Here is a 24,331-nt window from a genome sequence, read left to right as displayed (position 1 = left end):
TCGTGGTCAACACTGCTCCACCCGCAGGTGATTCCCCGCTGACACAGCGTGACAGAACTGTGGTGAGAATCAAGAACGCCCCCCGGCGAGCCCGGAAAGCGCCACGTACGCCTTCTCCCAGCCCGGCAGCGAGACCCGGCCGCGCAGCACCGACTCGGGGTCGGCGGCGATCCGGCCGAGCAGCCGGTGGTAGATCCCGGCCATCGCGGCGGTGCAGGCCCGGCTGCGGCGGTCGAGCATCGGCAGCAGCCGCAGGCCGTCCTCGAAGGCGGCCTGGGCGCGGGCGGCCTCGAAGGCCACCAGGCCGGTGAAGTCGGCGCCGACCGGCGGCCTGGGCAGGGCGAAGCCCTGCTCGCAGCCGAATCGGGCCAGGTCCTCGGTGGGCAGGTAGGTGCGGCCGTTCAGGGCGTCCTCGCGCAGGTCGCGCAGGATGTTGGTGAGCTGCAGGGCCAGGCCCAGGGTGTCCGCGTACCGTGCCCCGCGCTCGGGGTCCTCGCAGCCGTACACGCCGAGCGAGAGCCGGCCGATCGCGCCGGCCACACAGCGGCAGTAGACCTTCAGCTCCTCGTAGGTCTGGTACTCGGCACCCTTGAGGTCCATCTCGACGCCGTCGATCAGTTCGTCGAAGCCGCCGAGCGGGATCGGGAAGCGCCGGGCCGCGTCGGCCAGCGCGACCTTGATCGGGTCGGTGTCGTCCTCGGCGACCGCCCCGGCGCGGACCTCGTCCACCAGTTCCCGGGTGCGCACCAGCGCCTCGGCCTTGCGGTCGGACGGGAGGTCCCCGTCGCCGATGTCGTCGACCCGGCGGGCCAGGGCGTACAGGGCCGACATGGCCAGCCGCTTGGGTTCGGGAAGCAGCCGGATGCCATAGCTGAAGTTGCGCGCCTGAAGTCCGGTGACTGCCTCGCAGTACCGGTACGCCGCCATGACCTGGGCCGACGCCAGTGGTGATGCCGCCACTCGGGCGTTCACCTTCCCTTCGCGAAGATGGCCGCCGCCTTCGCTGCGAGGCGGCGCTTGTCCGGCTTCGCCTGCTGCGCGAGTACGTCGTACCCGGCGTCCTCGATGGCCGCCAGGGCCGCGTACCCGCCGGCGGTGAATCCCGCCAGGAGCAGTCGAAGCCTCCCCCGAACCGTACCTACCAATGGCGCGCCGCGGTCGAGCAGGGTGCGGGCCCGACGCACCTCGAAGGCGATCAGCTCGCGCACCGGGCCGTCGGCGGTGGGGGCGGCGAGGTCGGCCTCGGTGACGCCGAACCGGACGAGGTCCTCGGTCGGGAGGTAGATCCGGCCGCGGGCCAGGTCCTCGGCCACGTCCTGCAGGTGTTCGACCACCTGGAGGCCGCTGCAGATCGCGTCGGACAGCTCGATCCGCTCGGGGGTGGAGACGCCGGCGATGGCCAGCACCAGGCGGCCGACCGGGTCGGCGGAGAGGGTGCAGTAGCCGATGAGGTCGTCGAAGTCGGCGTAGCGGGCGGTGGTCTGGTCCACCCGGTTGGCCTCGATCAGGCGGCGGAACGGCTCCGGGGTGAGCCCGCGCCGGTCGACCAGCGGGACGAGGCGGCGCAGCAGCGGGTGCCGGGGGCCGTCGGGGCCCCCCGGGTGGAGCGCCGCCCCGAACACCCGGTCGAGGTCGTGCTCCAGGCCGTCCAGCAGCGCGAGGCGGAAGGCGACCTCCGCCGGAGTCGGCGGGCCGGGCTGGGCCGAAGGAGTGGCGGGGGGCCTGGCGTCGACCCCGAGCAGGGCGGCGGTGGCGGCCGGATCGGCCAGGTCGCCGTCGCCGGCGTCGTCGACCAGGCGGGCGAAGCCGTAGACCGCCATCAGGTCGTCGCGCCAGGCGGCGGGCAGGAAGAACGGGGCGACCGGGAAGTTCTCCGCGCCCGCCTTGTCCAGGGTCTCCCCCGCGGAGCGGTTCACCGACGTATCTCTGGGCTGGGCCGAAGCCGACACTGCTGTCACTCCCCCGTTCTACACCGCTGGGTATCACCGGCCCGACTCGGACACGCGTCCGAGCAGGGGCGCCACGTCCGGCACACCGCCCCCGCGCCTACAGCCTGACACCACGGGCCGCGCCGGAGAAGACCGCCCCGCCCGGCGCACGGGGCGCTCACCCCCGCGGCGGCGGGCCACCCGGGGTACCGGCGGGGGCGCACGGCAGGGGGCCGGCCCCGGAAAACCCCGGAACCGGCCCCCTGCACGAGTGGCTCACGCACCCACCACCGTGGGTCGCCCCACGGTGTTACGGGCGCTCGCCGCGCTCGTAACGGCTCACGACCTCCTCGGTCGGGCCGTCCATGACCAGCTCGCCGTGCTCGATCCAGATCGTCCGCTCGCAGACCTCGCGGATCGAGCTGTTGTCGTGGCTGACCAGGAAGACCGTACCGGCGGACTTGCGCAGCTCCTCGATCCGCTTCTTGCTGCGCTGCTGGAACGCCTGGTCGCCGGTGGCCAGCGCCTCGTCGATCAGCAGCACGTCGTGGGTCTTCGCGGCGGCGATGGCGAACCGCAGGCGGGCGCCCATGCCGGAGGAGTACGTGCGCATCGGCAGCGAGATGAAGTCGCCCTTCTCGTTGATGCCGGAGAAGTCGACGATGTCCTGGTAGCGGCTCTTCACGTCGGCCGGCGACATGCCCATCGCCAGGCAGCCGAGGATGACGTTGCGCTCACCGGTGAGCTCGTTCATCAGGGCCGCGTTCACGCCCAGCAGCGAGGGCTGGCCGTTGGTGTAGATGCCGCCCTTCTCGGTCGGCAGCAGGCCGGCGATGGCGGCCAGCATGGTCGACTTGCCGGAGCCGTTCGAGCCGATCAGGCCGACCGCCTCGCCCTTGTACGCGGTGAAGCTGATGCCGCGCACGGCGTGCACCTCGCGCACGCCCGCGGAGCGCTTGCGGCTGATGATGCGGCTCATCGCCGAGGTCGCACTGCCCTTGCCGGAGCCGGCGCCGTGCACCCGGTAGACGATGTGCACGTCGTCGACGACGACGGTGGGCTCGCGGGCGATGTCCGCGTCCCGGATGGTGTCCAGCTTGCTCAGGTCGACGTCAGCCACGGCCGTACTCCTCCTCGGCCTTCCAGAAGAAGACGTATCCGATCACGAACATCACGACCGCCCAGCCGATGCCGTAGGCCCACTGGTGGTGCGGAAGATCCTGGTGCTGGGGCTGGTGCTTGTTGTAGATGATCGGCGCGAACGCGTGCCGGAGCAGGTCCATGTAGACCGACGCCGGGTTGACGGACATCAGCACCTGGATGGCGTGCGGCCATTCCTTGATCTTGTCCTGGATGCTGAACATCACGCCGGACAGGAACATCCAGGCCCGCATCACGAAGGGGATCAGCTGCGAGATGTCACTGGTCTTGGCGCCGAGCCGCGACATGACCAGGGCGATGCCGGTGTTGAACATCATCTGCAGGAGGAGCGCCGGGATGATCAGCAGCCAGGTGCGGCCCGGCGTGATGCCGCTGATCAGCACGGTGCCGACCAGCACCACCATCGAGATCAGCAGCTGCTGGAGCTGGATCACCGTGAAGGCGATCGGCAGCGAGGCGCGGGGGAAGTGCAGCGCGCGGATCAGCCCGAGGTTGTCGGAGATCGCCCGGGTGCCGGACTGCACCGCGTTCTGGGTGAACTGGAAGACGAAGACGCCGATGCAGAGCCAGGCGATGTAGGTGTCCGGCGGGAAGTTGTCCTTGCTCTTCAGGATCACGCCGAAGACCAGGTAGAACACCGCGCAGTTCAGCAGCGGCGTCACGACCTGCCACAGTTGGCCGAGCTTGGCGTCGGTGTACTGCGCCACCAGGCGGGCGGTGGCGAAGGCCCAGATGAAGTGGCGCCGGGCCCACAGCTGCTTGGTGTAGCTGATCAGGCCGGGCCGTCTGCCGCTGACTGCCAGGCCGTACTTGTCCGCAAGCTGCTTGGGGGTCAGGCCCGCGTCAGCCCCGCGGGGGGCTGAGAGGCTGACGGGTTCACTCACTGTCGACACATTCGTCCTTCACGCGGGATCGGTCGGGGCGGCCGGTCGGCGGGGGTCCGCCGGCCTTGCGCCGAGGGGGATCCACTGGGATCACGGGGAGAGTCCGGCCGGTGTGTGGCCACCGGCCGCGGCGATCGATCATTCGATCAGATGACCGGTGGCCGGCCCAGCCTGGTCAATCGCCAAACGGTACGCCATCGCATGGGCCGCCGCGGACCGCAGGGTTCGCGCCAGCCCGCCCGGAACCCGCCCCACCAGGCCTTCAGCGCCTCCGGGGAGGGGCGGCGGGCCAGGGTCAGCAGGAACCAGGTTCCCAGATAGAGAGGCACCAACAGGGCCGGAAGGTTCCGCCTCGCGAGCCAAACCCTGTTGCGCGCCACGTTGTGGAAGTAGGTAGCGTGCCGGGCGGGCGAGGTCGTGGGGTGGTGCAGCACCACGTCCGCCCGGTAGTCGATGGCCCAGCCGGCGTCCAGCGCACGCCACGCGAGGTCGGTCTCCTCGTGGGCGTAGAAGAACTCCGCGGGCAGCTGCCCGGCCTGCTCGAACACCGCGCAGCGCACGGCGCTCGCGCCGCCCAGGAAGGTGGTCACCCGGGACGAGCGCAGCGGGTCGCTGGCGCGCAGCCGGGGGACGTGCCGGCGCTGGGTGACGCCGGTGTCGGGGTCGGCGATCCGGAAGGACACGATGCCCAGCTCCGGGTCGGCCGTGAAGGCCTCGCGCAGCAGGCGGGCCGAGTCGGTCCGCGGCAGGTGCCCGTCGTCGTCCAGGAAGAGGACGGCGTCCACGTCCCGGCCGTCGCGGCCGAACAGCTCGATGCCGACGTTGCGCCCGCCCGGGATGCCGAGGTTCTCCGGCAGCTCCACGCTGCGCACGCCCTCCGGCAGCGACGGCAGCGCGGCGCCCTGGCCCACCACGGCCAGCTCGATCGTCGCGCCCTCCTGGGCGCGGACCGAGTCGATCAGGGCGGCCAGTTCCTCGGGACGGTTGCCCATGGTGATGATGACGGCACCGAGACGGAAGGTCTCCGTGTTGGTCGGAGCACTCATCCGCCCACCTCGCTTCGCTCGGCGGGGGCGGTCGCCCACGCGCGCCTGTCCATGATCCGCTCGCTGTGCCCGCTCATCGCAGCCTGCTGGAGAGGACGATGCTGAGCAGGTGCAGCACGGTCTGCAGCATGGCGATCGCGGCCAGCAGCACGACCGCGAGCCGGGTGAAGAACAGCCCGCCGTGGACGGCGTCGGCGATCCCGGCCGCGAGGATCAGCAGCGAGGCCTCGACCGCGCCGACCAGGCGGTGGAACTTCAGGAAGGAGGCCGCCCGGCGGGCCTTGGCCACCGAAGCCGAGCGCGGCACCGAGGCGCTGTCCTGGACCGCCGTCAGGCCGCTGCGGGCCCGGGCCACGTCCACCAGGTCCGTCTCGGACTTGATCAGGATCGCGCCGAGCGCGGCCAGTGTGCCCAGGAACGCCCACTCCCAGTGCGAGCCGCCGCCCTCGCGGTGCAGCAGGTCGGTGGCGCGCAGGCCCAGGCCGGTCAGCAGGGCCGCCTCGGACATGTAGTGGCCGACCCGGTCCAGGTAGACGCCGGTCAGCGAGGTCTGCCGGCGCCAACGGGCCACCTCGCCGTCCACGCAGTCCAGCAGCAGGTAGACCTGGATCAGCAGGGCCCCCAGCACCGCGCCCGCGATGCCCGGCACGACCAGCGCGGCACCGGCCAGGACGCCGGTGAACATCATCAGGTACGTCAGGCCGTTCGGCGTGATCGCCGTCACGGTGGAGAGCACGCGGGTGATCCGCAGCGAGATCCGCCGCATGTACAGGCGCCCGGCCCAGTGCTCGGCGCTGCGGCGCTGGAGCATGCCCTCCGGGTGGATCACCGCGCGCAGTTCCTCGACCGAGGGCCGGCGGGTCAGGTCCACCGGGGGCCGCTCGGCGCCCGTGGTGGAGGGGTCAGCTGTTGACGGCTTGGACATAGTCGGCGTACGCGTCCCTGATGGCTGAGGGGGAGAGGTCAAGGTGCTCAAGGATGGTGAAGCGCCCCGGGCGGGTGTTCGGAGCGTAGTGCACCGCGTCGGTGAACTCCGCCTCGGTGAAGCCGATCTGAGCCGCGGTCACCGGCAGTCCGTGGCTCGCCAGGCGCTCCACGATCAGACCGGTCAGCTCGCGCTCGCCCCGCAGGAAGCTGGCGAACGCGGCGCCGAGGCCGACCTGTTCGCCGTGCTGGGCGGAACGCTTGGGATACAGCACGTCCAGGGCATGCGAGATCTCGTGGCAGGCGCCCGAGGAAGGCCGGGTGCTGCCCGCGATGTTCATCGCGATGCCGGACAGTACCAGGGCCTCCGCGAGGGCCGTCAGGAGGTCCTGATCCTGAGTGTTTCCTGGGTGCCGCAGCAGGTTCTCGCCCGCCGAGCGGGCCATCGCCACGGCCAGTCCGTCCACCGGCTCACCGGTCACCGCGTGGGACAACTCCCAGTCCGCGCAGGCCGAGATGTTGGAGACCACGTCGCCGATGCCGGCCGCCACGAAGCGCGGCGGGGCCTGCCGGATCACGTCCAGGTCGACGATGATGCCGATCGGGCTGGGCACCCCGTAGGAGCCGCGGCCGGCGTCGTTGTCGAGCGTGGAGACCGGCGAGCAGATGCCGTCGTGGGCCAGGTTGGTGGCGACCGCGACCAGCGGCAGGCCGACCCGGGCGGCGGCGTACTTGGCGGCGTCGATGATCTTGCCGCCGCCGAGGCCGACGACCGCGTCGTAGTGCCCGCCGCGCATGGACTCGGCCAGGCTGACCGCGCTGTCCAGGCTGCCGTCGTCCACGTTGTACCAGTCGGCGCCGGGCAGGGCCGGCTCCAGGCGCCGGCGCATCGCCGCGCCCGAGCCGTTGCTGATCGCCACCGCGATCCGGCCCGAGGCGGACAGCCGCTGGTCGGCGAGGATGCCGCCGAGCGCGTCCAGCGCGCCCGAACGGATCTCGACGAACAGCGGTGACGGGACCAGCCGGGTCAGTACTGGCACGCGATCTCCCGCGCCTTCGCCAGGTCGTCGTGGTTGTCGACCTCGACCCAGGACACCTCGCCGATCGGCTGCACGTCGATCCGCAGGCCGCGGTCGACCATCTCCTGGTAGCCGTCCTCGTAGTACAGCTGCGGGTCCCGCTCGTAGGTGGCGCGCAGCGCGTCCGCCAGGTCGACGGCGGCGGACGGGTTGATCACGGTGACGCCGATGTACTCGCCGGTGGCGTCGGTCGGGTCCATCAGTTTGGTGATGCGGCGCATGCCGGCGGCCGGGTCGACGACGACCTTCATCTCCTCGTCGGCGAGCTTCTTCACCGTGTCGAGGGCGAGCAGGATGCCGGCTTCCCGGCCCTCGGCGACCAGCCGGGCGTTGCCCTCCAGCATGGTGCGCTGGACGGAGGCGGGGTGCACGGTGTCGCCGTTGGCCAGCAGCAGGCCCTCGGTGAAGAGCTCGCGGGCGCACCAGAGCGAGTAGGCGTTGTTCCACTCCTCGGCCTTGTCGTTCTCGACCAGGTGGAGCTTGACGCCGTACTTGCTCTCCAGGGCGTCCTTGCGGTCGTACACCGCCTCCTTGCGGTAGCCGACGACGATCGCCGCCTCGCGGATCCCGACCTCGGCGAAGTTGCCGAGGGTGAGGTCCAGCACGGTCCGCTCCCCGTCGACCGGCACCAGTGCCTTCGGCAGGGTGTCGGTGTACGGGCGCAGCCGGCGGCCGGCGCCGGCTGCCAGAACGAGGCCGATCATGCGGGGTCTCCTGATCCGTCGTGCGGTGCGCGGGGGGTGCCGGGGCACCGGCTTTCCGTCCGGCCGGGCCGCGAATCGGCGCGCCGGTGCCGTCGCGAGTGCGGGCACCGTCTCGTAAGCGATGGTAGGCGACCCGGGCGACCAGCCCGAACGCGGCCGGGGGGCTGCGAGGTGACGGGAGGGTGGCGAAGCGGTGCTCGAACGTGAATCGAACGCGTACCGAACGGTCCTGCTATTCCGATGACCCTTCCGAGCACGTCTCGGGCCCATCCGTGCCCGGAATCGGTCGCAGGACGGTCATGATCCGCCCGGTTGTGCGTGGGACCGGTACCGACCGCCACCCATACGGCAGACTGGAGCCCGACGCCGGCGCCGGTGCCCTCGCTGCGTCCGCTGCACTCGGTGTACCGGACGTACCCGATGCTTCCGTTGCTCCCGCCCCCGAAAGAGGCCTCATGCCCCAGAGTCTGCCGACCAACCCGACACACTTCGACTCCGAGATCGACACCGGTCTCGACGTCGAGACAGACGTGACGGTCAACCCGGGGACCACGGCCGGGACCGACGCCGCCGGCACCGGGATCCTGCTCGAACTGGTCGACGACGAGGGCGTCACCATCGGCACCGCCGAGAAGCTCTGGGCGCACCAGCAGCCGGGTCGGCTGCACCGCGCCTTCTCGGTCTTCCTCTTCGACCGGCAGGGGCGGCTGCTGCTCCAGCGGCGGGCACTGGGCAAGTACCACTCCCCCGGCGTCTGGTCGAACACCTGCTGCGGCCACCCGTACCCGGACGAGCCGCCGTTCGTCGCCGCCGCCCGCCGCACCGCCGAGGAGCTGGGCATCGCGCCGGCGCTGCTCTGCGAGGCGGGGACCGTGCGCTACGACCTGCCGGACGAGGCCTCCGGGCTGATCGAGCGGGAGTGGAACCACCTGTTCGTCGGGCTGGTGACGGCGAGCGTCGAGCCCGACCCGGACGAGGTGGACGACTTCGCCTTCGTGACCGCGCAGGAGCTGCGGGAGCTGCGTGCCGAGCGGCCGTTCTCGGTCTGGTTCGAGACGGTCTTCGAGGCGGCGCTGCCGGGGATCCGGGAGATCGCCGGGCGGGACTGGTAGGAGGCGGGGCCGTCTCCTGCGGTTCGCGGCGGGCGGGGGCCGGTTGCGGTTCGCCGCGGGCGGTGGGCGGTTGCGGTTCGCGGTGGGCGGGGTGCGGTTCGCGGCGGCCGGTTGCGGTTCGCCGCGGGCGGGGTGCGGCTCAGTCGCCGGTCTCCGGGGGGACGGGCAGCGAGGCCCAGATGACCTTGCCGCCCTCCCCGGTCCGCTCCACGTCGCACACCCCGCCGGCCTGGAGCGTCACGCTCTTCACCAGCAGCAGGCCGCGGCCGCCGGTTCGCCCGGCATCGCTCTCCAGCGCCTTCGGCCGGTACGGGTCGCCGTCCTCGACCGACACCCGCACCCAGCCCCGGCGCACGGCCAGCTCGGTGATCACTTCGGGCGACAGCTCCGCCGCGTGCGTCACCGCGTTGCTCACCAGCTCGGAGACGATCAACAGCACGTCGTCCAGTAGCTCCTGGTAGCGCACCCCGACCATCCCCTGGGCCAGCAGGCGGTCGCGTACCGCGTGCCGGGTGAGCGGCACCGAGGCCTCGGCGGCCGGCACCGGGAAGCGCCACACGCCCTCCACCAGCCCGGCGGGGGTACGGTCCGGCTCGGCGGGCCCGCGTTCCGGCTCGGCGGGCCCGCGTTCCGGACTGCCGCGTCTTGGCTCGGCCTTCGCCGCCCCGCTGATCTGCTCCACGTCCAGCCGCCCTTCGTCCGCGACCCGGGAGTTGTCCGCGCCCCGGGAGTCAGGCGTTCCGCTCATGGCGCCCTCGGTCCACAGAGGCTAGAAGAGGCACCGGCGAGACCGTGGCACCGTCGACAACTTGCCCGTGTCGGACCGCTTCCGGCCGGAACCGACCACGGCCGCCGCCAGGGTCGACTGTTTCCTTCGCGCTCGCCACCGCTTCGGCCGGGTTTCGCGCGCCCTGGCGACCCGTCCCAGCCAGCCCGACCATCCGGACCGGCCCGGACCTCCCCCCACCGGGGAAACGCAGGTGAGAAGCACTCCAGAACCCTGGTAATGTTCTCTCTGTCGCCGAGGGGGCGAGAAAAACCCCGAAGCACACACCCCGTCCGGGTGGCGGAATGGCAGACGCGCTAGCTTGAGGTGCTAGTGCCCTTTATCGGGCGTGGGGGTTCAAGTCCCCCCTCGGACACAATCGAATTCCCTGTGGGATCCGAAAGGAACCCGCGGGGAATTTCCTTTTTCCCGGCCTGTGGCCCGCGGCCCTCGGCCGTCGATGCTCACGGCCGTCACTGCTCGCGGGTTCCGTGTGCGGGCCCGTGCGAACTGAGTGGACCGAGTGGACCGTGCCGGTCCCATGCGGCCTCGTGCGACCTCGTGCGACCTCGTGCGGGCGGCCCAATCCTTGTGATCCGCGCGACTCTTGGGCGCTCTGCGGCCCGGGAACCGGACACGAGATGGCAACGATCGGACGGTTTGAGCTTCCCCTGAGGTATTCGCCCGTTTTTGGCCCATAAGCTGCTTTCCGTTTGTCCGGAAACCAACGCAAAAACCACGACACCACCCGATGAAACCCCGAGCGAGAGGACCGATACGTTGAGTGAGACCGAGTCGCCGACGGCATCACATCAGAACTACCGCCGATCGCTCGGCACCATCAGCCTGACTGCCGTCGGGCTCGGGTCGATCATCGGATCCGGATGGCTGTTCGGCGCCGAGCGGGCCGCCCGGCTGGCCGGCCCCGCGTCGATCCTGGCCTGGGTGATCGGAGCGGCGGTGGCGCTGACCATCGCGCTCACGTACAGCGAGCTGGGGTCGATGTTCCCGAAGGCCGGCGGCATGGTCCGGTACGGCCAGTACTCGCACGGCTCGCTGGCCGGCTACCTCGCCGCCTGGGCCAACTGGATCGCCATCGTCTCGGTCATCCCCGGCGAGGCCACCGCCTCCGTCCAGTACATGAGCTCCTGGCACTTCGGCTGGGCGCAAGGGCTGTACAACGGCAAGGAGCTCACACTCAGCGGGGTGGCGCTGGCCAGCGTACTGCTGATCGGCTACTTCGTCCTCAACTGGTTCGCGATCACGATGTTCGCCAAGACCAACACCGCGATCACCGTCTTCAAGGTCGTCGTACCGACGCTGACCGCCGGCGCCCTACTCTTCGCGCACTTCGACACCGCCCACTTCACCGACCACGGCGGCTTCGCGCCGAACGGCTGGAGCGCCGTGTTCACCGCCGTCGCGGTGTCCGGCATCGTCTGGGCCTTCAACGGCTTCCAGTCCCCGCTCAACCTGGCCGGCGAGGCCCGCAACCCCGGCAAGTCGCTGCCGAAGGCCGTCATCGGCTCGATCCTGATCGCCCTGGTGATCTACGTCGCGCTGCAGATCGCCTTCCTCGGTGCCATCCCGGCCGCCGACCTGTCGCACGGCTGGAGCAGCCTGGCCTACACCTCGCCGCTCGCCGACCTCGCGATGGTCTGGGGCCTCAACTGGCTCGCCCTGCTGCTGTACGCGGACGCGTTCGTCTCGCCCAGCGGCACCGGGATGATCTACGCCGCCACCACCTCGCGCATGATCCACGGCGTGCAGGAGAACGGCCACCTGCCGCGGATCTTCGGCAAGGTGGACGCCCGCACCGGCATCCCGCGCCCGGCCCTGGTGCTCAACCTGGTGGTCGCCTTCCTGTTCCTCGCGGTCTTCCGCGGCTGGGGCTCGCTGGCCGAGATCGTCTCGGTGGCCACCGTGATCTCGTACGTCACCGGCCCGGTCGCCGTGATGGCGCTGCGCCGCCTCGCGCCCGACCTGCCCCGGCCGGTCCAGCTGCGGGCGATGCCGGTGATCGCGCCCGTCGCGATGGTGTTCGGCTCGCTGGTCCTGTACTGGGCCCGCTGGCCCCTCACCGGCAAGGTCATCCTGCTGATGGCGGCCGGCCTGCCGATCTGGGCCTGGTACGAGCTGCGCAAGCCCTGGGCCGAGCTTCGGCCGCACCTGCGGGCGGGCGCCTGGATGGTCGCGTACCTGTTCGTGATGGCCGGCGTCTCGTGGGCCGGCAGCACCGACTTCGGCGGCCGCGGCTACCTGCCCGAGGGCTGGGACATGCTGGTCGTCGCAGCCCTCGGGCTGGCCTTCTACCGCTGGGGCGTCGCCAGCGCATGGGCCAACCCCTCCCTGGCCGCCGTTCGGCGCGAGATGGCCGAGGAGAGCGCGGCCGGTGCTGCCGGGGAGGCTGGGGCGGCTGGTGAGACCGGCGAGACCTCCGGCCGGGAGCACTCGCGGACCTGAGGGGCGTGTAGCGGTGAAGGGCCGGTCGAGTTCCTCGACCGGCCCTTCGGCGTTGGCGCGGGGTGGCGGGTGGCCGGCCGACGGCCGACAGATGACAGATGACAAGTTTCAGCGAACAGATAACAGATTTCAGATTCTGTTATCTGTTCGCTGACATCTGTCGGTTGAAGTCCGTCCGCTGCCCGCTGCCCGCCGTCAGCCGCGGCGGGCGCGGCGGATGACCGAGGTGACGACCGGGGGGAGCAGGTCGCGGGCGGCGCGCTTGGCGACGTTGGCCGGGCGGCGCAGCTCGGCGGCGCGGGCGCGGCGGGCGGCGAGGTTGCGGGCGGCCTCCTCCTGGGCCCGGCGGGACTCCTCCTCCGCCTGCTCGGCCTCGTGCCGGGCGACCTCGGCGGCCAGCCGCCGGTGGTGGCGGGAGGGACGGAAGGCGCCGATCCCCTCCGAGGTGCCGGTCATCCGGAGCACCTGCTGCCCGTTCAGCGTCTCGGTGCTGAGGTAGCAGCCCGCGGCGAGGTCCACCCGGTCGAGCAGGTCGCGCTGGAACGGCTCCGGGTCGCCCCAGGTGCCGTAGAACTTGCACTCGGTCAGCATGATCGGCTTGAGCCCGTGGTTGAACACCGCTCCCCAGGTCGCGGCGGCCACGCCCGGGGTGTGCTGGGAGCGGTAGTCGTCCAAGACCACGACGCCCTGCTCCTGCAACGCGACCCGGGCCACCTGGAGGTCGCCCACGACGTGCTCGTACAGGTGCGAGGCGTCGATGTGGATGAACCGGAACGCGCCCGCCGCGATCCGCCCGCCGGCCAGGACGGACGTCGGGGCCTGGATTATCTCCGGCAGCTCGTCGTGGAAGGAGAGGTAGTTGGTCTCGAAGGCGGAGCGGGTCAGCGACTTCCGGTAGGAGATGTCCATCTCGGCCGCGTTCTCGTCGTCCGGCGCGTCCGAGTCGAAGAGGTCACAGACGGTGAACGTCTCGCCGGGCTGGAGGTGCTCACCGACCACAATCGCGCTGCGGCCCAGGTACGCACCCATCTCCAGCAGGTCGCCGGTGACCCCGGCCTTCTCCTGCCGTCCCATGAACCAGTCGAACGAGTGCCGGTCATGGTCCCAGAACCAACCCGGAACGTCCTCCAGCCCGGCCGGCTCGGCAGGCCGCTGCGACTCGTCCTTCAACGCGGCATCGGTCACGGGATGCTCCTTATGCGGTACGGGATGACCTGCGGATTTGAGCCATACCTCAGCCCGGTGGCAGTCCCCCGTCGGACCGTGGGACACACCGGTACCGGACCATGCGCACCACGACATACCACTGGCAACAGTAGTGGCCCAGCGCTGAGTTCGCTGCAATCTACAGCCGCGCGCACAGGCGTGAGGAGCCTTTCGCGCGATGAGTTTCGTGAACCGCCGTTTCGCTGCCGGAGGGTTAACACGGCGCCTTCGGGACGGTTCGTCCATTCTCGCGCAGCGGCGCCGCCAAGTCACCGCCCTCGGGGATGATCTTCGTCGCTCCTTCCCCGCCTACCGTGATCTCGGGCGACCCCCGAGGAGCGGGCCCGGACGCGAGGAGCAGAGCGATGGCGGCAGAGACGACGACAGGGACGACGGCGGCGACGGCAGCGGAGCAGCACCCGCAGGACGGCCAGTTGCGGCCCCTGGCAGAGGAGTTGATCACGATGCTGGCCGAGGACGCCGCTGCCGCCCCCTTGGCGAACAGCCCGGACCTCGTCGAACAGGCTGTCTGGCGGCGGCTGACGGCCCGGCACGGGGACCGGCTCGCCGAGATCATGGCGGGCCACGGCTGGCCGACGGAGCAGTCCGTGGGTCCGGAGGCCGCCCGGTCGGCCTGGCTGGTCGCACAGCACGCGGACCGCCAACTCGACGTCCAGCGGCGGGCGGTGGCGCTGATGGCGGAAGCAGTGGCGGTGGGCGCCGCGAGCGCTCGGGACCTCGCGTTCCTGCAGGACCGACTGGCCGTCAACGAGGGCCGCGAGCAGCGCTACGGCACGCAGATCGGCACGGTCGCGGACGGCCGCCCGGTGCCGTGGCCGTGCGAGGACCCGGAGCGGCTGGACGAGCGGCGCGCGGGCGTGGGGATCGAGCCGTTCGACGAGTACACCGCGCGGTTCGCCCCGAGGTAACCGGCTGGTCCACCGGGCCGGATTGGCTCTTGCGTGCGGCCACCCGGGCCGCCTTGACTGGCCTTTGACTAGCGCTGTTAGTTAAGCGGCCAATCGGATGAGAGGACACCCGGTGCACCAGCACGCGGAGTACGGCGACCAGTACATCGACGGCGCCTGGCGGCCCTCCCGGGACGACGCCGGGTCGATCACGGTGCTGAACCCGGCGACCGAGCGGGTACTCGCCACCGTGCCGGCCGGCGGGGCGGCCGACGTCGACGCCGCAGTGGCCGCGGCCCGCCGGGCGGCCGGCAGCTGGGCGGCGACCACCCGCGAGGACCGGCTCACCCTGCTGGCCCGGCTGCGGGACGGGATCGCCGCCGCCCAGGAGGAGATCACCGCGACGGTGGTCGCCGAACTGGGCGCTCCGGTCGGCTTCGCCGCCGCCGTGCACGCCGGGCTGCCGCTGGCCGTGGCGACCTCCTACCTGGCGCTGCTCGCCGAGCACCCCTTCGAGGAGCGGATCGGCAACTCGGTGGTGCTCGCCGAGCCCGCCGGGGTGGTCGCGGCGATCACGCCGTGGAACTACCCCTTGCACCAGATCGTGGCCAAGGTCGTCCCGGCCCTGGCGGCCGGCTGCCCGGCCGTCCTCAAGCCGGCCGAGGACACCCCGTTGGTGGCCCGGCTGTTCGCCCGTCTGGTGCACGAGGCGGGATTCCCGGCGGGCGTGTTCAACCTGGTGACCGGCACGGGCGCGGTGGCGGGCGCGGCGCTCGCCGCCCACCCGGGCGTGGACGTGGTCTCGTTCACCGGGTCCACCACCGTCGGCCGACAGGTCGCCGAGACGGCCGGCCGGGGGCTGAAGCGGGTCGCCCTGGAGCTCGGCGGCAAGTCCGCCAACGTGGTACTGCCGGGCGCCGACCTGGCCCGGGCGGTCAACGTCAACGTCGCCAACGTCTTCGCCAACTCGGGCCAGACGTGCAGCGCGTGGACCCGCCTGCTGGTGCACCAGGACCAGTACGAGGAAGCGGTCGCGACGGCCGCCAAGGCCGCCGCCAAGTACGTCCCGGGCGACCCATCCGACCCGCAGACCCGGATCGGCCCGCTGGTCAACGCCAAGCAGCTGACCCGGGTGCGTGGTTACATCGAGGGTGCGCTCGCCGAGGGTGCCCGGCTGGTCGTCGGCGGCGCGGAGCCCGTCCCCGGGCTGCCCACCGGCTTCTACGTCCACCCGACCGTACTCGCCGACGTCGCGCCGGACATGGCGGTCGCCCAGGAGGAGGTCTTCGGCCCCGTCCTGGTGGTCCTCCCCTACCGGGACGAGGACCACGCCGTCGAACTCGCCAACGGCACCGAGTACGGCCTGGCCGGCGGCGTCTGGGCGGCAGACACGGACACCGCCGCCGCCTTCGCCCGCCGCCTCGACACCGGCCAGGTCGACCTCAACGGCGGCCGCTTCAACCCGCTCGCCCCGTTCGGCGGCTACAAGAGCTCCGGCCTCGGCCGCGAACTCGGCCGCCACGGCCTGGAGGAGTTCCTGCAGTACAAGTCGCTGCAGTACTAGCGGAGTTGGTCCGACTGTGGAGCTGATCCGAGGGCGGAGCTGATCCGGGAGCGGGTCGGCCCGGGCGGAGCCGGTCCGGTCAGGGGCGGTCCGGACAGCGCAGGTCCGGGCCCGCCGAGGCAGGAGCGGCGGGCCCGGACCAGGCTCCGGGCGTCGGTCAGGCGGAGGGTCAGACCTACCGGAGGAGCCACGTCACATCCTCACTGTCAGGCGAGGTCGACGCCCGGGTAGAGCGGGAAGGGGGCGAGGAGGTCGGCGGCGCGCTTGGCGACACCGTCGCGTACGGCGGCGTCCAGGACGTACTGGGCCTTGGACGGGGCGCCCTTCGCGCCGGCGGCCGGGGTGGTGGCGCGCAGGACGGTGTCGATCAGGGCGGCGATCTCGTCCATCTCGGCGGTGCCGAGGCCGCGGGTGGTGAGCGCCGGGGTGCCGAGGCGCACGCCCGAGGTGTACCAGGCGCCGTTCGGGTCCTGCGGGACGGAGTTGCGGTTGGTGACGACGCCCGCGTCGAGCAGCGCCGCCTCGGCCTGACGGCCCGTCAGGCCGTAGCCGGAGACGTCGGCGAGGACGAGGTGGTTGTCGGTGCCGCCGGTGACCAGCTTCCCGCCGCGGCGCAACAGGCCCTCGGCGAGCGCCCGGGCGTTGTCGACGACGGCGCGGGCGTAGGCCTGGAACTCGGGGCGGCGGGCCTCGGCGAAGGCGACCGCCTTGGCCGCCATGACGTGCGAGAGCGGTCCGCCGAGCACCAACGGGCAGCCTCGGTCGACGTGTTCGGCCAGCTCGGCGTTGCACAGCACCATGCCGCCGCGCGGGCCGCGCAGCGACTTGTGGGTGGTCGTGGTGACGATCTGGGAGTGCTGGACGGGATCGTGGTCGCCGGTCAGCACCTTGCCCGCGACCAGGCCGGCGAAGTGCGCCATGTCGACCATCAGGGTCGCGCCGACCTCGTCCGCGATCTCGCGCATCTTCCGGAAGTTCACCAGCCGCGGGTACGCGGAGTAGCCGGCCACCAGGATCAGCGGGCGGAACTCGCGGGCGGTCTCGCGCAGCGCGTCGTAGTCGATCAGGCCGGTGGCCGGGTCGGTGCCGTAGCTGCGCTGGTCGAACATCTTGCCCGAGATGTTGGGCCGGAAGCCGTGGGTGAGGTGGCCCCCGGTGTCCAGGGACATGCCGAGCATCCGCTGGTTGCCGAGCGCCTGGCGCAGTTCGGCCCAGTCCTGTTCGGTGAGGTCGTTGACGCTCCGGACCTCGGCCCGTTCCAGTGCCGGGCTCTCCACCTGCTGGGACAGGACGGCCCAGAAGGCGGTGAGGTTGGCGTCGATGCCGGAGTGCGGCTGGACGTACGCGTGGTCGGCGCCGAACAGGGCGCGGGCGTGCTCCGCGGCGATGGTCTCGACGGTGTCGACGTTGCGGCAGCCCGCGTAGAAGCGGCGGCCCGCGGTGCCCTCGGCGTACTTGTCGCTGAGCCAGTTGCCCATGGCGAGCAGGACGGCCGGGGAGGCGTAGTTCTCGCTGGCGATCAGCTTGAGCGAGGCGCGCTGGTCCTCGATCTCCTGGCCGATGGCGGCGGCGATCCGCGGCTCCACGCCGGCGACCACGTCGAGGGCGCTGCGGAAGGCGGTGTCGGCGGCCGCGGTGGCGGCGGTGTGCGGGGTCTTCGGGGTCTGTGGGGCGTCGCCGGCGGCGTTCGCGGCCGTGTGCGAGGTCTGGGGGGTCTGCGGGGTGGCCAAGGCGGTCTCCTCGTGGTGTACGACGTGGTGTACGGACGAGTACGGACGGCCCAGGCGCTCGGCAACTGTCGTGCGGGTGCACGGAGCCGCTTCCCGATGGTCGGTTCCATCCCTGCGCGCCAGTCGCGGCTCCCCCGGATCGTATCAATGCCCGGGACGATGTGGCGGAGGTCTCGGGATTCAGGACGGCCCGCCCGCTTTGCCCCTCGATGTCCGTTCTCCTGCAACGCCGGTATTGCGGCACGATGACGCCGAATGAAGCCGCAATACGCACCGAAACAATGCCCGGGAAAACCTCCGAAGGTGATTTGCGAACCTCCCTCCGCGTCCGGTCTGATGGCGCTCGGACGGCCGCCGGGAAACCCCCGGTGGCCGGTTCGGAAATGCACACCAGCGCACCCTCACCCACAGGGCGGCGGAGAATTCGGGGAGTACGCCTCTCATGGCCGTGGTCGAAACAGCAGCGGGGCCCGCACCCGCCGTCCCTGCACCCGCCGCACCGAGGCCGCTCGGCCGCCTCCTGCGCGACCGGGTCGGCGCCGCCGCCCTCGCCGTCGTCCTGCTCTTCCTGCTGCTCGCCCTGGCCGCCCCGCTGATCGCCGCCCTGTACGGGAAGAACCCGGCCGAGCACTACGGCCAGAACACCCCCGGCCTGCTCAGCGACGGCGGCCTGCCGGTCCTGCCGAACGGCGGCATCTCCGGCGACTTCTGGTTCGGCCTGGAGCCGGGGCTCGGCCGGGACGTCCTGACCCAACTGCTCTACGGCATCCGCACCTCGCTGCTGATCGCCTTCGCCTCCGCCGCCGTGACCACCACGCTCGGCGTACTGGCCGGGGTCGCGGTCGGCTACCTCGGCGGGATCACGGACCGGCTGTTCGGCTTTCTGGCCAATGTGCTGCTGGCCTTTCCGACCCTGCTCCTGCTTCTCGCGCTGAGCCCCGTCGTCCAGTCCCGACTGGTCGATCCGGGCGCCGCGGAACCGGAGTGGATGCAGTTCCTGGTACTGATCCTGGTCTTCTCCGCGTTCGGCTGGATTCCGCTCGCACTTTCCTTGCGAGCCACCGTCCGATCGCTCCGGGAAAGGGATTTCGTGCAGTCCGCCCGGGCCCAGGGCGCCGGCCGCTTTCATGTCGTCGTCCACGAACTGCTGCCGAATGTCCGCTCGCAGCTGCTGGTGCACGCCACGATGGCGGTGCCGACCTTCGTGGCCTCCGAGGCGGTGCTGTCCTTCCTCGGCGTCGGCATCACGGAGCCGATCCCGGACTGGGGGCGGATGATCTCCCGCGGTTCGGAGGTCTTCCAGGCCGACCCGACCTACATGGTCTTCCCGGGTGTGGCGCTGCTGCTCTTCGTGCTCGCCTTCAACCTGCTCGGCGACGCCGTCCGGGACGCGCTGGACCCGCGCGCCGGCCGCTGAGCCCCGCCCCCTCCGAACTCCCCGCCCGCAGGGCCCGCCCTCCCCGCCCACCGAGCCCTGCTCCCCATCCCATCACCCCAAGTCTCCGATCCATCACCCCAAGCCCGCCCCGACAGCGGGGCAAGGAGAGATTCGCCATGCGCTGGACCAAACCGTCCCTCGCCGTCGTCGCCACCGCCCTGCTGGCGAGCGCCTGCTCAGCCGGCGCGGGCACCGGTCCGGCTACCGCCGGGGCCTCCGCCAAGGACACGTCCCCACTGACCGCCGCGCTCGGCGGCGAGAAGGAGAGCGCCGGCCCGGCCCCCGCCGTGCCCGGCGCCCGCTCGGGCGGCACCGTGAACGTGTACAACAGCGTCGAGTTCCGCCACCTCGACCCGCAGAAGGTCTACGCCGGTGCGGCGTACAACGCCTCGCTGCTCTGGGGACGCCAGCTGACGCAGTATCAGGTGGTGGACGGCAAGGCCAAGTTGGTCGGCGACCTGGCCACCGACACCGGCACCTCCGGCGACGGCGGGCGCACCTGGACGTACCGGCTCAAGGACGGCGTGGCCTGGGAGGACGGCAAGCCGATCACCGCCCAGGACGTCAAGTACGGCATCGAGCGCACCTTCGGCAAGGGCTACGAGGTCGGCCCGCCGTACTGGCCGCAGTGGCTCACCGGCGAGGCGAGCTACGAGGCGGCGCGCACGAAGTACGCGGGCCCGCAGGACGGCGACCTGGCCGCGATCGAGACGCCGGACGAGCGCACCCTCGTCTTCCACTTCCCGCAGCCGCAGGCCGACGTCCCGTACATGGCCGCGCAGTCCTCGTCCTCGCCGGTGCGCCGGGACAAGGACACCGGGACGGACTACGACCGGCAGCCGTTCGCCACCGGCCCGTACCGGATCGTCGAGCACGTCCAGAACACCCGCATGGTGCTGGAGCGCAACCCGTACTGGAAGGCGGAGACCGACCCGATCCGCAGCCAGTACCCGGACAAGTTCGTCTTCACGTACGGCAAGGAGGCGCTCAACAGCAACCAGGAGATCCTCTCCGGACGCGACGGCGGCGCCAATGCCACCACCGCCTCCGACGTGCTCTCCCCCGAGCTGTACCAGACCGCCGACACCGACCCGAAGGCCAAGGACCTGGTCGTCTCCGGCCGCCAGGGCGCCTTCGTCACCCAGCTGGTGATCAACAACGAGCGGGTGCCGGACGTCGAGGTCCGCAAGGCGCTGCACCTCGGCTACCCGCGCCAGCAGGCCCGCCAGGTCCAGGGCGGCTCCCGGATCGGCGAACTCGCCACCACCCTCAGCTCGCCCGCGCTGATCGACTGGGAGAAGTACGACCTCTACCCGGCCAGGCCCGAGGGAGACCCGGAGGCCGCCAAGGCCGCGCTTGCCAAGGCCAAGCAGGCGCCCGCGAGCCTGACCTACGGATACAAGAACACCCCGGACGGGCAGCGCGTCGCGCAGGTGCTGGTGGACGGCTTCGCCAAGTCCGGCATCACCATCGTGCCCAAGCCGATCGATCCCAAGGCGTTCCTGGACGAGGTGCACCGCGCCGACTCCCCGTACGACCTGTTCGAGGAGACCTCGTCCGTCGACTGGCCGACCCCGTCCACGCTGATCCCGTTCTCCTTCGACGGCCGCGCCGGCAGCGACCTCAACTCCGCGCGCTACCGCAACCCCGAGGTCGACAAGGAGATCGACCGGATCAACCAGATCGGCGAGCCGCGCGCCAAGGCCAAGGAGTTGTACGCGCTGGAGAAGACCGTGATGAAGGACGTCCCGGTGTTGCCGTTCGCCTACCCGACCGTCAACCAGCTGCGCGGCTCCAACGTCGGCGGGGCGTTCGTCCACCCCATCTACGGCACGGTGAGCCTGGCCTGGCTGTACCTGAAGTCCTGAGCGTCGTAGCCGCTTCCTCGCTACCGCCCCCGCCGCTACCCGCCCCCGCCGCGCCCGCCGCGGGGGCGGGCCCCTACCGACTCCCCCCGTCTCGTCGACCCTGGACCGGCCATGCTCTCCTTCGCCCTGCGGCGGACCCTCCAGGCCCTCGCCGTCCTGGTCGCGGTCTCCGCCGCCGCCTTCGCCCTCTTCTACGCCGCGCCCGCCGACCCGGCCCGCGCCGCCTGCGGCCCGCGCTGCGACAACGGCCAGGTCGCGGCGGTGCGCCAGAGCATGGGCCTGGATCAGCCCCTGCTCACCCAGTACACCGACTACCTCGCCGGAGTCGTGACCGGGCGGGACATCGGCGACGTGGACGGCTCGGTCATCCACTGCGACGCGCCCTGCCTCGGCTACTCCTACCGGCTGCACCAGCCCGTCACCGAGGCCCTGGTCGACCACCTGCCGGTCACCTTCTCGCTGGCCGCGGGCGCCCTCGCCGTCCTGCTGGTGCTCGGCCTCGGCACCGGGTTCGTCTCGGCGCTGCGCCACGGCGGCCGCACCGACCGGCTGCTCTCGGGCTTCACCCTCGTCGGCGCCAGCGTGCAGATCTACTTCCTCGGGTACGTCGCGCAGTGGGCGCTGGTCTACTCCACCGGCCTGCTTCCGCTTCCCTCCTACACCCCGCCGGCCGAGGACCTCGCCGCCTGGGCGGGCGGGATGCTGCTCCCCTGGCTCGTCCTCGGATTCGTCAACTCGGCGGTCTTCGCCCGGCTTTCGCGCTCCCAGCTGCTGGAGACGATGAACGAGGAGTACGTGCGCACGGCCCGCGGCAAGGGCCTCGGCCGACTGCGCGCCCACCTCAAGTACACCTCGCGCGGCGCGGCCGGACCGCTGGTGCAGCTGCTCGGTCTGGAGACCGGGGCACTGCTCGGCGGGGCGGTCATCACCGAGACGGTGTTCGGGCTGAACGGGGTCGGGCGGTTCACCGCGGAGGCCGTGTCCGGGCAGGACCTGCCCGCGGTGGTCGGCGCGGTGCTGCTGGCCGCCTGCTTCGTGGTGCTGTTCGTCGCGCTGGCCGACCTGGTGGTGGCCTGGCTCGACCCGCGAATCCGCCTGAGCTGACTGGAGCCGTTCGATGACGTCCACTGTTGAGTCCGTTTCCGGGGCCGTTCCCGGGCCAGGTCCTGGGCTTGCTTTCGGGGCTGCCTCCGGGCTGGTCTCCGGACCCGCTTCCGGGCTGGTCTCCGGGCCCGCTTCCGGGCTGGTCTCCGGGCCCGCTTCCGGGCTGGTCTCCGGGCCCGCTTCCGGGCTGGCTTCCGGGCCCGCTTCCGAGCCTGTGCTGAGCGTTCGGGATCTGACCGTCACCTTCGCCGACCCGCGCGGCGGCGCACCCGTGACCGCCGTCCGGGGGCTCTCCTTCGACCTCGCCCCCGGCGAAGTCCTCGGCCTGGTCGGCGAGTCGGGCTCCGGCAAGTCGGCCACCGGCCTCGCCGTCCTCGGCCTGCACGACCCGCGTACCACCACGGTCACCGGCTCGATCCGGCTGAACGGACAGGAGTTGGTGGGCGCGACGGAGTCCGAACTGCGCCCGGTCCGGGGCGGCCGGGCCGCGCTGGTCTTCCAGGACGCGCTCACCTCGCTCAGCCCCTTCCACGGCGTCGGCGCCCAACTCGCCGAGATGTACCGGCTCCACCACCCCGGCACCGGCCGCACCGAGGCCCGTCGGCGAGCGGCCGCGATGCTCGACCGGGTCGGCATCCCGGCCGCCCGGGTGCGCGACTTCCCGCACCAGTTCTCCGGCGGGATGCGCCAGCGGGTGATGATCGCCATGGCGCTGATGAACGACCCGAAGGTGCTCATCGCGGACGAGCCCACCACCGCGCTCGACTCCCGGGTGCAGCGGCAGGTCCTGGACCTGCTCGACGAGTTGCAGCGCGAGCACGGCACCGCTGTACTGCTGGTAAGCCACGACCTCGGCGTGGTCGCGGGGATGACGGACCGCACGCTCGTACTGCGCGGCGGCGTCCAGGTCGAGTCCGCGCCGACCGCCGAGCTGCTGGCCGCGCCGCGCGAGCCGTACACCCGCGCGCTGGTGGGGGCGGCGCTCACCCTGGAGTCGGTACCCGGCGCTCCACTTCCGACTGTTGACGATCCGTCACCCGTCGCCGGATTCGCGCCCCGGGTCATCGGACAACCAGAGCGCTGGCTGGTCGAGGTGGCGGACCTCACCGTCCACTTCCCCGGGCGGCGCCGCTTCCCCGGGCTGCGCGCCGAGCCCGTCCGGGCGGTCGAGGGCGTCGGACTGCGCATCGCGCCCGGTGAGACGCTCGGACTGGTCGGCGAGTCCGGCTCCGGCAAGTCCACCACCGCACGCGTCCTGGCAGGCCTCCAACAGCCCACCGGAGGACGGGTGTTGTACGACGGGCAGGACGTCACCCGGCCAGACCGGGAGTTGCGGCGCAGGCTCAGCCGTGAGATCCAGCTGGTCTTCCAGGACCCGTACGCCTCGCTCAACCCGCGTCGCACCGTCGCCCAGGCCCTCGACACCCCGCTGCGCCTGCACACCTCGCTCGACGCGGCGCAGCGGCGGGAGCGCTCGGCCGAACTGCTGGAGCAGGTCGGACTGCCCGCCGCCCACCTGGACCGCTACCCGCACGAGTTCTCCGGCGGGCAGCGCCAGCGGATCGGCATCGCCCGGGCGCTCGCCCCGCAGCCGCGCCTGATCATCGCGGACGAGCCGGTGTCGGCGCTCGACGTCTCGGTCCAGGCGCAGGTGCTCAACCTGCTGATGGAGCTGCGCGAACGCCTGGGCGTCGCCTTCCTGTTCGTCTCGCACGACCTCGCCGTCGTACGGCACTTCTGCGACCGGGTCGCCGTGATGCACCGGGGTCGGCTGGTCGAGTCCACCGACCGCGACCGCCTGTTCAGCGCCCCGCACACCGAGTACACCCGGGAACTGCTGGCGGCGGTCCATCAGGACGGGCCCTGGCGGGGGTCGGTGGGGAGCAGCGCGTAGAGGTACATGTCGCGGCGCTCGTCGCCGACGGTGCGGTGGCTGCGCAGCAGGCCCTCGCGTCGGAAGCCGATCCGCTCGGCGACCCGGAGGGAGGCGGTGTTCCAGGGTTCGATGGACAGCTCCAGCCGGGCGAGGCCGAGATCGTCCAGCGCCCAGTCGGCGACCGTCCGCAGGGCGTGCCCGGCCACCGCGCGGCCTCGCGCCGAGGCGGCCGTCCAGTAGCCGATCGAGGACCGGCCGTCGGCCTGCGGGAACAGCCCGACGAAGCCGACGGCCCGGTCGTCCGCCCGGCCCGCCACGGCGAAGGAGTAGCCGGTGCCGTCCACCGCCTTCGCCCACTGCCGTTCGACGAACGCCCGGCCGGCCGCGTCGTCGCACCCGGCGGGGGCGGCCGGGACGGTGGTGACCAGCGGGATGTACGGGTCGGCGGCCGCCTCCCGGACCACGGCGAGGTCGGTGAGGCGCCAGGGGCGGAGGGCGAAGGGCCCGGCGGTGAGCGTTGGCACGATCAGGGGCGGACGGTCCATGCTCGAAGCCTGGCATGTTCGATCA

At 71.8% G+C, this 24,331-nt stretch carries 20 protein-coding genes, 1 tRNA gene and 1 riboswitch; of the genes, 9 read left to right on the top strand and 12 right to left on the bottom strand.

The genetic code is table 11. The annotated features are described in order from the left end of the window. Positions 1-69: 69 nt before the first annotated feature. From hpnD to P3T27_RS18045, 8 genes are all read right to left on the bottom strand, one after another. On the bottom strand, positions 70-927 hold the full coding sequence (gene hpnD, locus P3T27_RS18080; protein ID WP_280679758.1) for a presqualene diphosphate synthase HpnD: 858 nt from the start codon (positions 925-927) through the stop codon (positions 70-72). A gap of 41 nt (positions 928-968) precedes the next feature. After that, positions 969-1,916 carry a squalene synthase HpnC gene (gene hpnC, locus P3T27_RS18075; RefSeq protein WP_280679628.1) on the bottom strand — a complete coding sequence of 316 codons (948 nt, stop codon included), beginning with the start codon at positions 1,914-1,916 and terminating at the stop codon, positions 969-971. A gap of 322 nt (positions 1,917-2,238) precedes the next feature. After that, positions 2,239-3,048, bottom strand: coding sequence for an ABC transporter ATP-binding protein (locus P3T27_RS18070; protein WP_280679621.1), 810 nt, complete (start codon positions 3,046-3,048; stop codon positions 2,239-2,241). Beyond that, positions 3,041-3,982, bottom strand: a complete 942-nt coding sequence (locus tag P3T27_RS18065) for an ABC transporter permease (protein WP_280679619.1) — start codon at positions 3,980-3,982, stop codon at positions 3,041-3,043. Before P3T27_RS18065 ends, P3T27_RS18070 begins: the two co-directional genes overlap by 8 nt. Positions 3,983-4,119: 137 nt before the next feature. Further along, a complete protein-coding gene (locus P3T27_RS18060) occupies positions 4,120-5,019 on the bottom strand; it encodes a glycosyltransferase (RefSeq protein ID WP_280679617.1) in 900 nt (299 codons plus the stop codon). A gap of 73 nt (positions 5,020-5,092) precedes the next feature. After that, positions 5,093-5,830 (bottom strand): CDP-alcohol phosphatidyltransferase family protein, encoded by a 738-nt coding sequence (locus tag P3T27_RS18055; RefSeq protein ID WP_280679756.1) that lies wholly within the window; start codon positions 5,828-5,830, stop codon positions 5,093-5,095. Between the two features lie 91 nt (positions 5,831-5,921). Further along, entirely contained in the window at positions 5,922-6,983 is a 1,062-nt protein-coding gene (locus P3T27_RS18050; protein WP_280679615.1) for an iron-containing alcohol dehydrogenase family protein, read from the bottom strand. Continuing rightward, positions 6,971-7,726, bottom strand: coding sequence for a phosphocholine cytidylyltransferase family protein (locus P3T27_RS18045; protein WP_280679613.1), 756 nt, complete (start codon positions 7,724-7,726; stop codon positions 6,971-6,973). The genes P3T27_RS18050 and P3T27_RS18045 overlap by 13 nt, the downstream gene beginning before the upstream one ends. Positions 7,727-8,181: 455 nt before the next feature. On the opposite strand from P3T27_RS18045, the gene idi reads away from it, so the two are divergent. Continuing rightward, the gene (idi, locus tag P3T27_RS18040) at positions 8,182-8,838 is read left to right on the top strand and encodes an isopentenyl-diphosphate Delta-isomerase (protein WP_280679611.1); all 657 of its coding nucleotides are present in this window, start codon (positions 8,182-8,184) and stop codon (positions 8,836-8,838) included. A 139-nt stretch (positions 8,839-8,977) separates the two neighbouring features. On the opposite strand, the gene P3T27_RS18035 is transcribed toward idi, so the two are convergent. Next, complete coding sequence (locus P3T27_RS18035; RefSeq protein ID WP_280679754.1) at positions 8,978-9,409, bottom strand: ATP-binding protein; 432 nt, start codon at positions 9,407-9,409, stop codon at positions 8,978-8,980. A 486-nt stretch (positions 9,410-9,895) separates the two neighbouring features. Between P3T27_RS18035 and P3T27_RS18030 the strand changes: the two genes are divergently transcribed. Further along, positions 9,896-9,980, top strand: a tRNA-Leu gene (locus P3T27_RS18030). A 404-nt stretch (positions 9,981-10,384) separates the two neighbouring features. Then, the gene (locus P3T27_RS18025; protein WP_280679609.1) at positions 10,385-12,067 is read left to right on the top strand and encodes an APC family permease; all 1,683 of its coding nucleotides are present in this window, start codon (positions 10,385-10,387) and stop codon (positions 12,065-12,067) included. Between the two features lie 195 nt (positions 12,068-12,262). Here the strand turns inward: P3T27_RS18025 and P3T27_RS18020 are convergent, their stop codons facing one another. Next, positions 12,263-13,252, bottom strand: coding sequence for a class I SAM-dependent methyltransferase (locus tag P3T27_RS18020; RefSeq protein WP_280679607.1), 990 nt, complete (start codon positions 13,250-13,252; stop codon positions 12,263-12,265). 485 nt (positions 13,253-13,737) lie between these two features. Between P3T27_RS18020 and P3T27_RS18015 the strand changes: the two genes are divergently transcribed. Beyond that, a complete protein-coding gene (locus tag P3T27_RS18015; RefSeq protein ID WP_280679752.1) occupies positions 13,738-14,202 on the top strand; it encodes a DUF6624 domain-containing protein in 465 nt (154 codons plus the stop codon). A 112-nt stretch (positions 14,203-14,314) separates the two neighbouring features. Then, positions 14,315-15,745, top strand: a complete 1,431-nt coding sequence (locus P3T27_RS18010; RefSeq protein ID WP_280679605.1) for an aldehyde dehydrogenase family protein — start codon at positions 14,315-14,317, stop codon at positions 15,743-15,745. Positions 15,746-15,951: 206 nt separating this feature from the next. On the opposite strand, the gene P3T27_RS18005 is transcribed toward P3T27_RS18010, so the two are convergent. Next, a complete protein-coding gene (locus P3T27_RS18005; RefSeq protein ID WP_280679603.1) occupies positions 15,952-17,475 on the bottom strand; it encodes a glycine hydroxymethyltransferase in 1,524 nt (507 codons plus the stop codon). 41 nt (positions 17,476-17,516) lie between these two features. Next, a riboswitch (ZMP/ZTP riboswitch) is annotated at positions 17,517-17,612 on the bottom strand. Positions 17,613-17,917: 305 nt separating this feature from the next. Between P3T27_RS18005 and P3T27_RS18000 the strand changes: the two genes are divergently transcribed. The 4 genes from P3T27_RS18000 (at position 17,918) to P3T27_RS17985 (ending at position 23,779) form a co-directional block, all read left to right on the top strand. Further along, a complete protein-coding gene (locus P3T27_RS18000; RefSeq protein ID WP_280679601.1) occupies positions 17,918-18,892 on the top strand; it encodes an ABC transporter permease in 975 nt (324 codons plus the stop codon). Positions 18,893-19,029: 137 nt separating this feature from the next. Beyond that, complete coding sequence (locus tag P3T27_RS17995) at positions 19,030-20,781, top strand: ABC transporter substrate-binding protein (RefSeq protein ID WP_280679600.1); 1,752 nt, start codon at positions 19,030-19,032, stop codon at positions 20,779-20,781. Positions 20,782-20,892: 111 nt separating this feature from the next. After that, complete coding sequence (locus tag P3T27_RS17990) at positions 20,893-21,885, top strand: ABC transporter permease (protein WP_280679599.1); 993 nt, start codon at positions 20,893-20,895, stop codon at positions 21,883-21,885. Between the two features lie 214 nt (positions 21,886-22,099). Further along, a complete protein-coding gene (locus tag P3T27_RS17985) occupies positions 22,100-23,779 on the top strand; it encodes an ABC transporter ATP-binding protein (RefSeq protein WP_280679598.1) in 1,680 nt (559 codons plus the stop codon). Here the strand turns inward: P3T27_RS17985 and P3T27_RS17980 are convergent. Further along, positions 23,737-24,306, bottom strand: a complete 570-nt coding sequence (locus P3T27_RS17980) for a GNAT family protein (RefSeq protein ID WP_280679596.1) — start codon at positions 24,304-24,306, stop codon at positions 23,737-23,739. The two genes, P3T27_RS17985 and P3T27_RS17980, sit on opposite strands and share 43 nt — an antisense overlap. Between the last annotated feature and the right edge of the window lie 25 nt (positions 24,307-24,331).

This window comes from Kitasatospora sp. MAA19 (genome assembly GCF_029894125.1).
Lineage (GTDB): Bacteria > Actinomycetota > Actinomycetes > Streptomycetales > Streptomycetaceae > Kitasatospora.
The sequence above is the reverse complement of the archived record's forward strand: the minus strand, read 5'-3'. Positions and strand labels throughout refer to the sequence as shown.

What these genes read in the sequence shown, in the direction of transcription:
- hpnD (WP_280679758.1), bottom strand. Translation starts at nt 927, where the DNA reads ATGGCGGCGTACCGGTACTGCGAGGCAGTCACCGGACTTCAGGCGCGC.
- P3T27_RS18060 (WP_280679617.1), bottom strand. Translation starts at nt 5,019, where the DNA reads ATGAGTGCTCCGACCAACACGGAGACCTTCCGTCTCGGTGCCGTCATC.
- P3T27_RS18055 (WP_280679756.1), bottom strand. Translation starts at nt 5,830, where the DNA reads ATGCTCCAGCGCCGCAGCGCCGAGCACTGGGCCGGGCGCCTGTACATG.
- P3T27_RS18045 (WP_280679613.1), bottom strand. Translation starts at nt 7,726, where the DNA reads ATGATCGGCCTCGTTCTGGCAGCCGGCGCCGGCCGCCGGCTGCGCCCG.
- idi (WP_280679611.1), top strand. Translation starts at nt 8,182, where the DNA reads ATGCCCCAGAGTCTGCCGACCAACCCGACACACTTCGACTCCGAGATC.
- P3T27_RS18015 (WP_280679752.1), top strand. Translation starts at nt 13,738, where the DNA reads ATGCTGGCCGAGGACGCCGCTGCCGCCCCCTTGGCGAACAGCCCGGAC.
- P3T27_RS18000 (WP_280679601.1), top strand. Translation starts at nt 17,918, where the DNA reads ATGGCCGTGGTCGAAACAGCAGCGGGGCCCGCACCCGCCGTCCCTGCA.
- P3T27_RS17995 (WP_280679600.1), top strand. Translation starts at nt 19,030, where the DNA reads ATGCGCTGGACCAAACCGTCCCTCGCCGTCGTCGCCACCGCCCTGCTG.
- P3T27_RS17990 (WP_280679599.1), top strand. Translation starts at nt 20,893, where the DNA reads ATGCTCTCCTTCGCCCTGCGGCGGACCCTCCAGGCCCTCGCCGTCCTG.
- P3T27_RS17980 (WP_280679596.1), bottom strand. Translation starts at nt 24,306, where the DNA reads ATGGACCGTCCGCCCCTGATCGTGCCAACGCTCACCGCCGGGCCCTTC.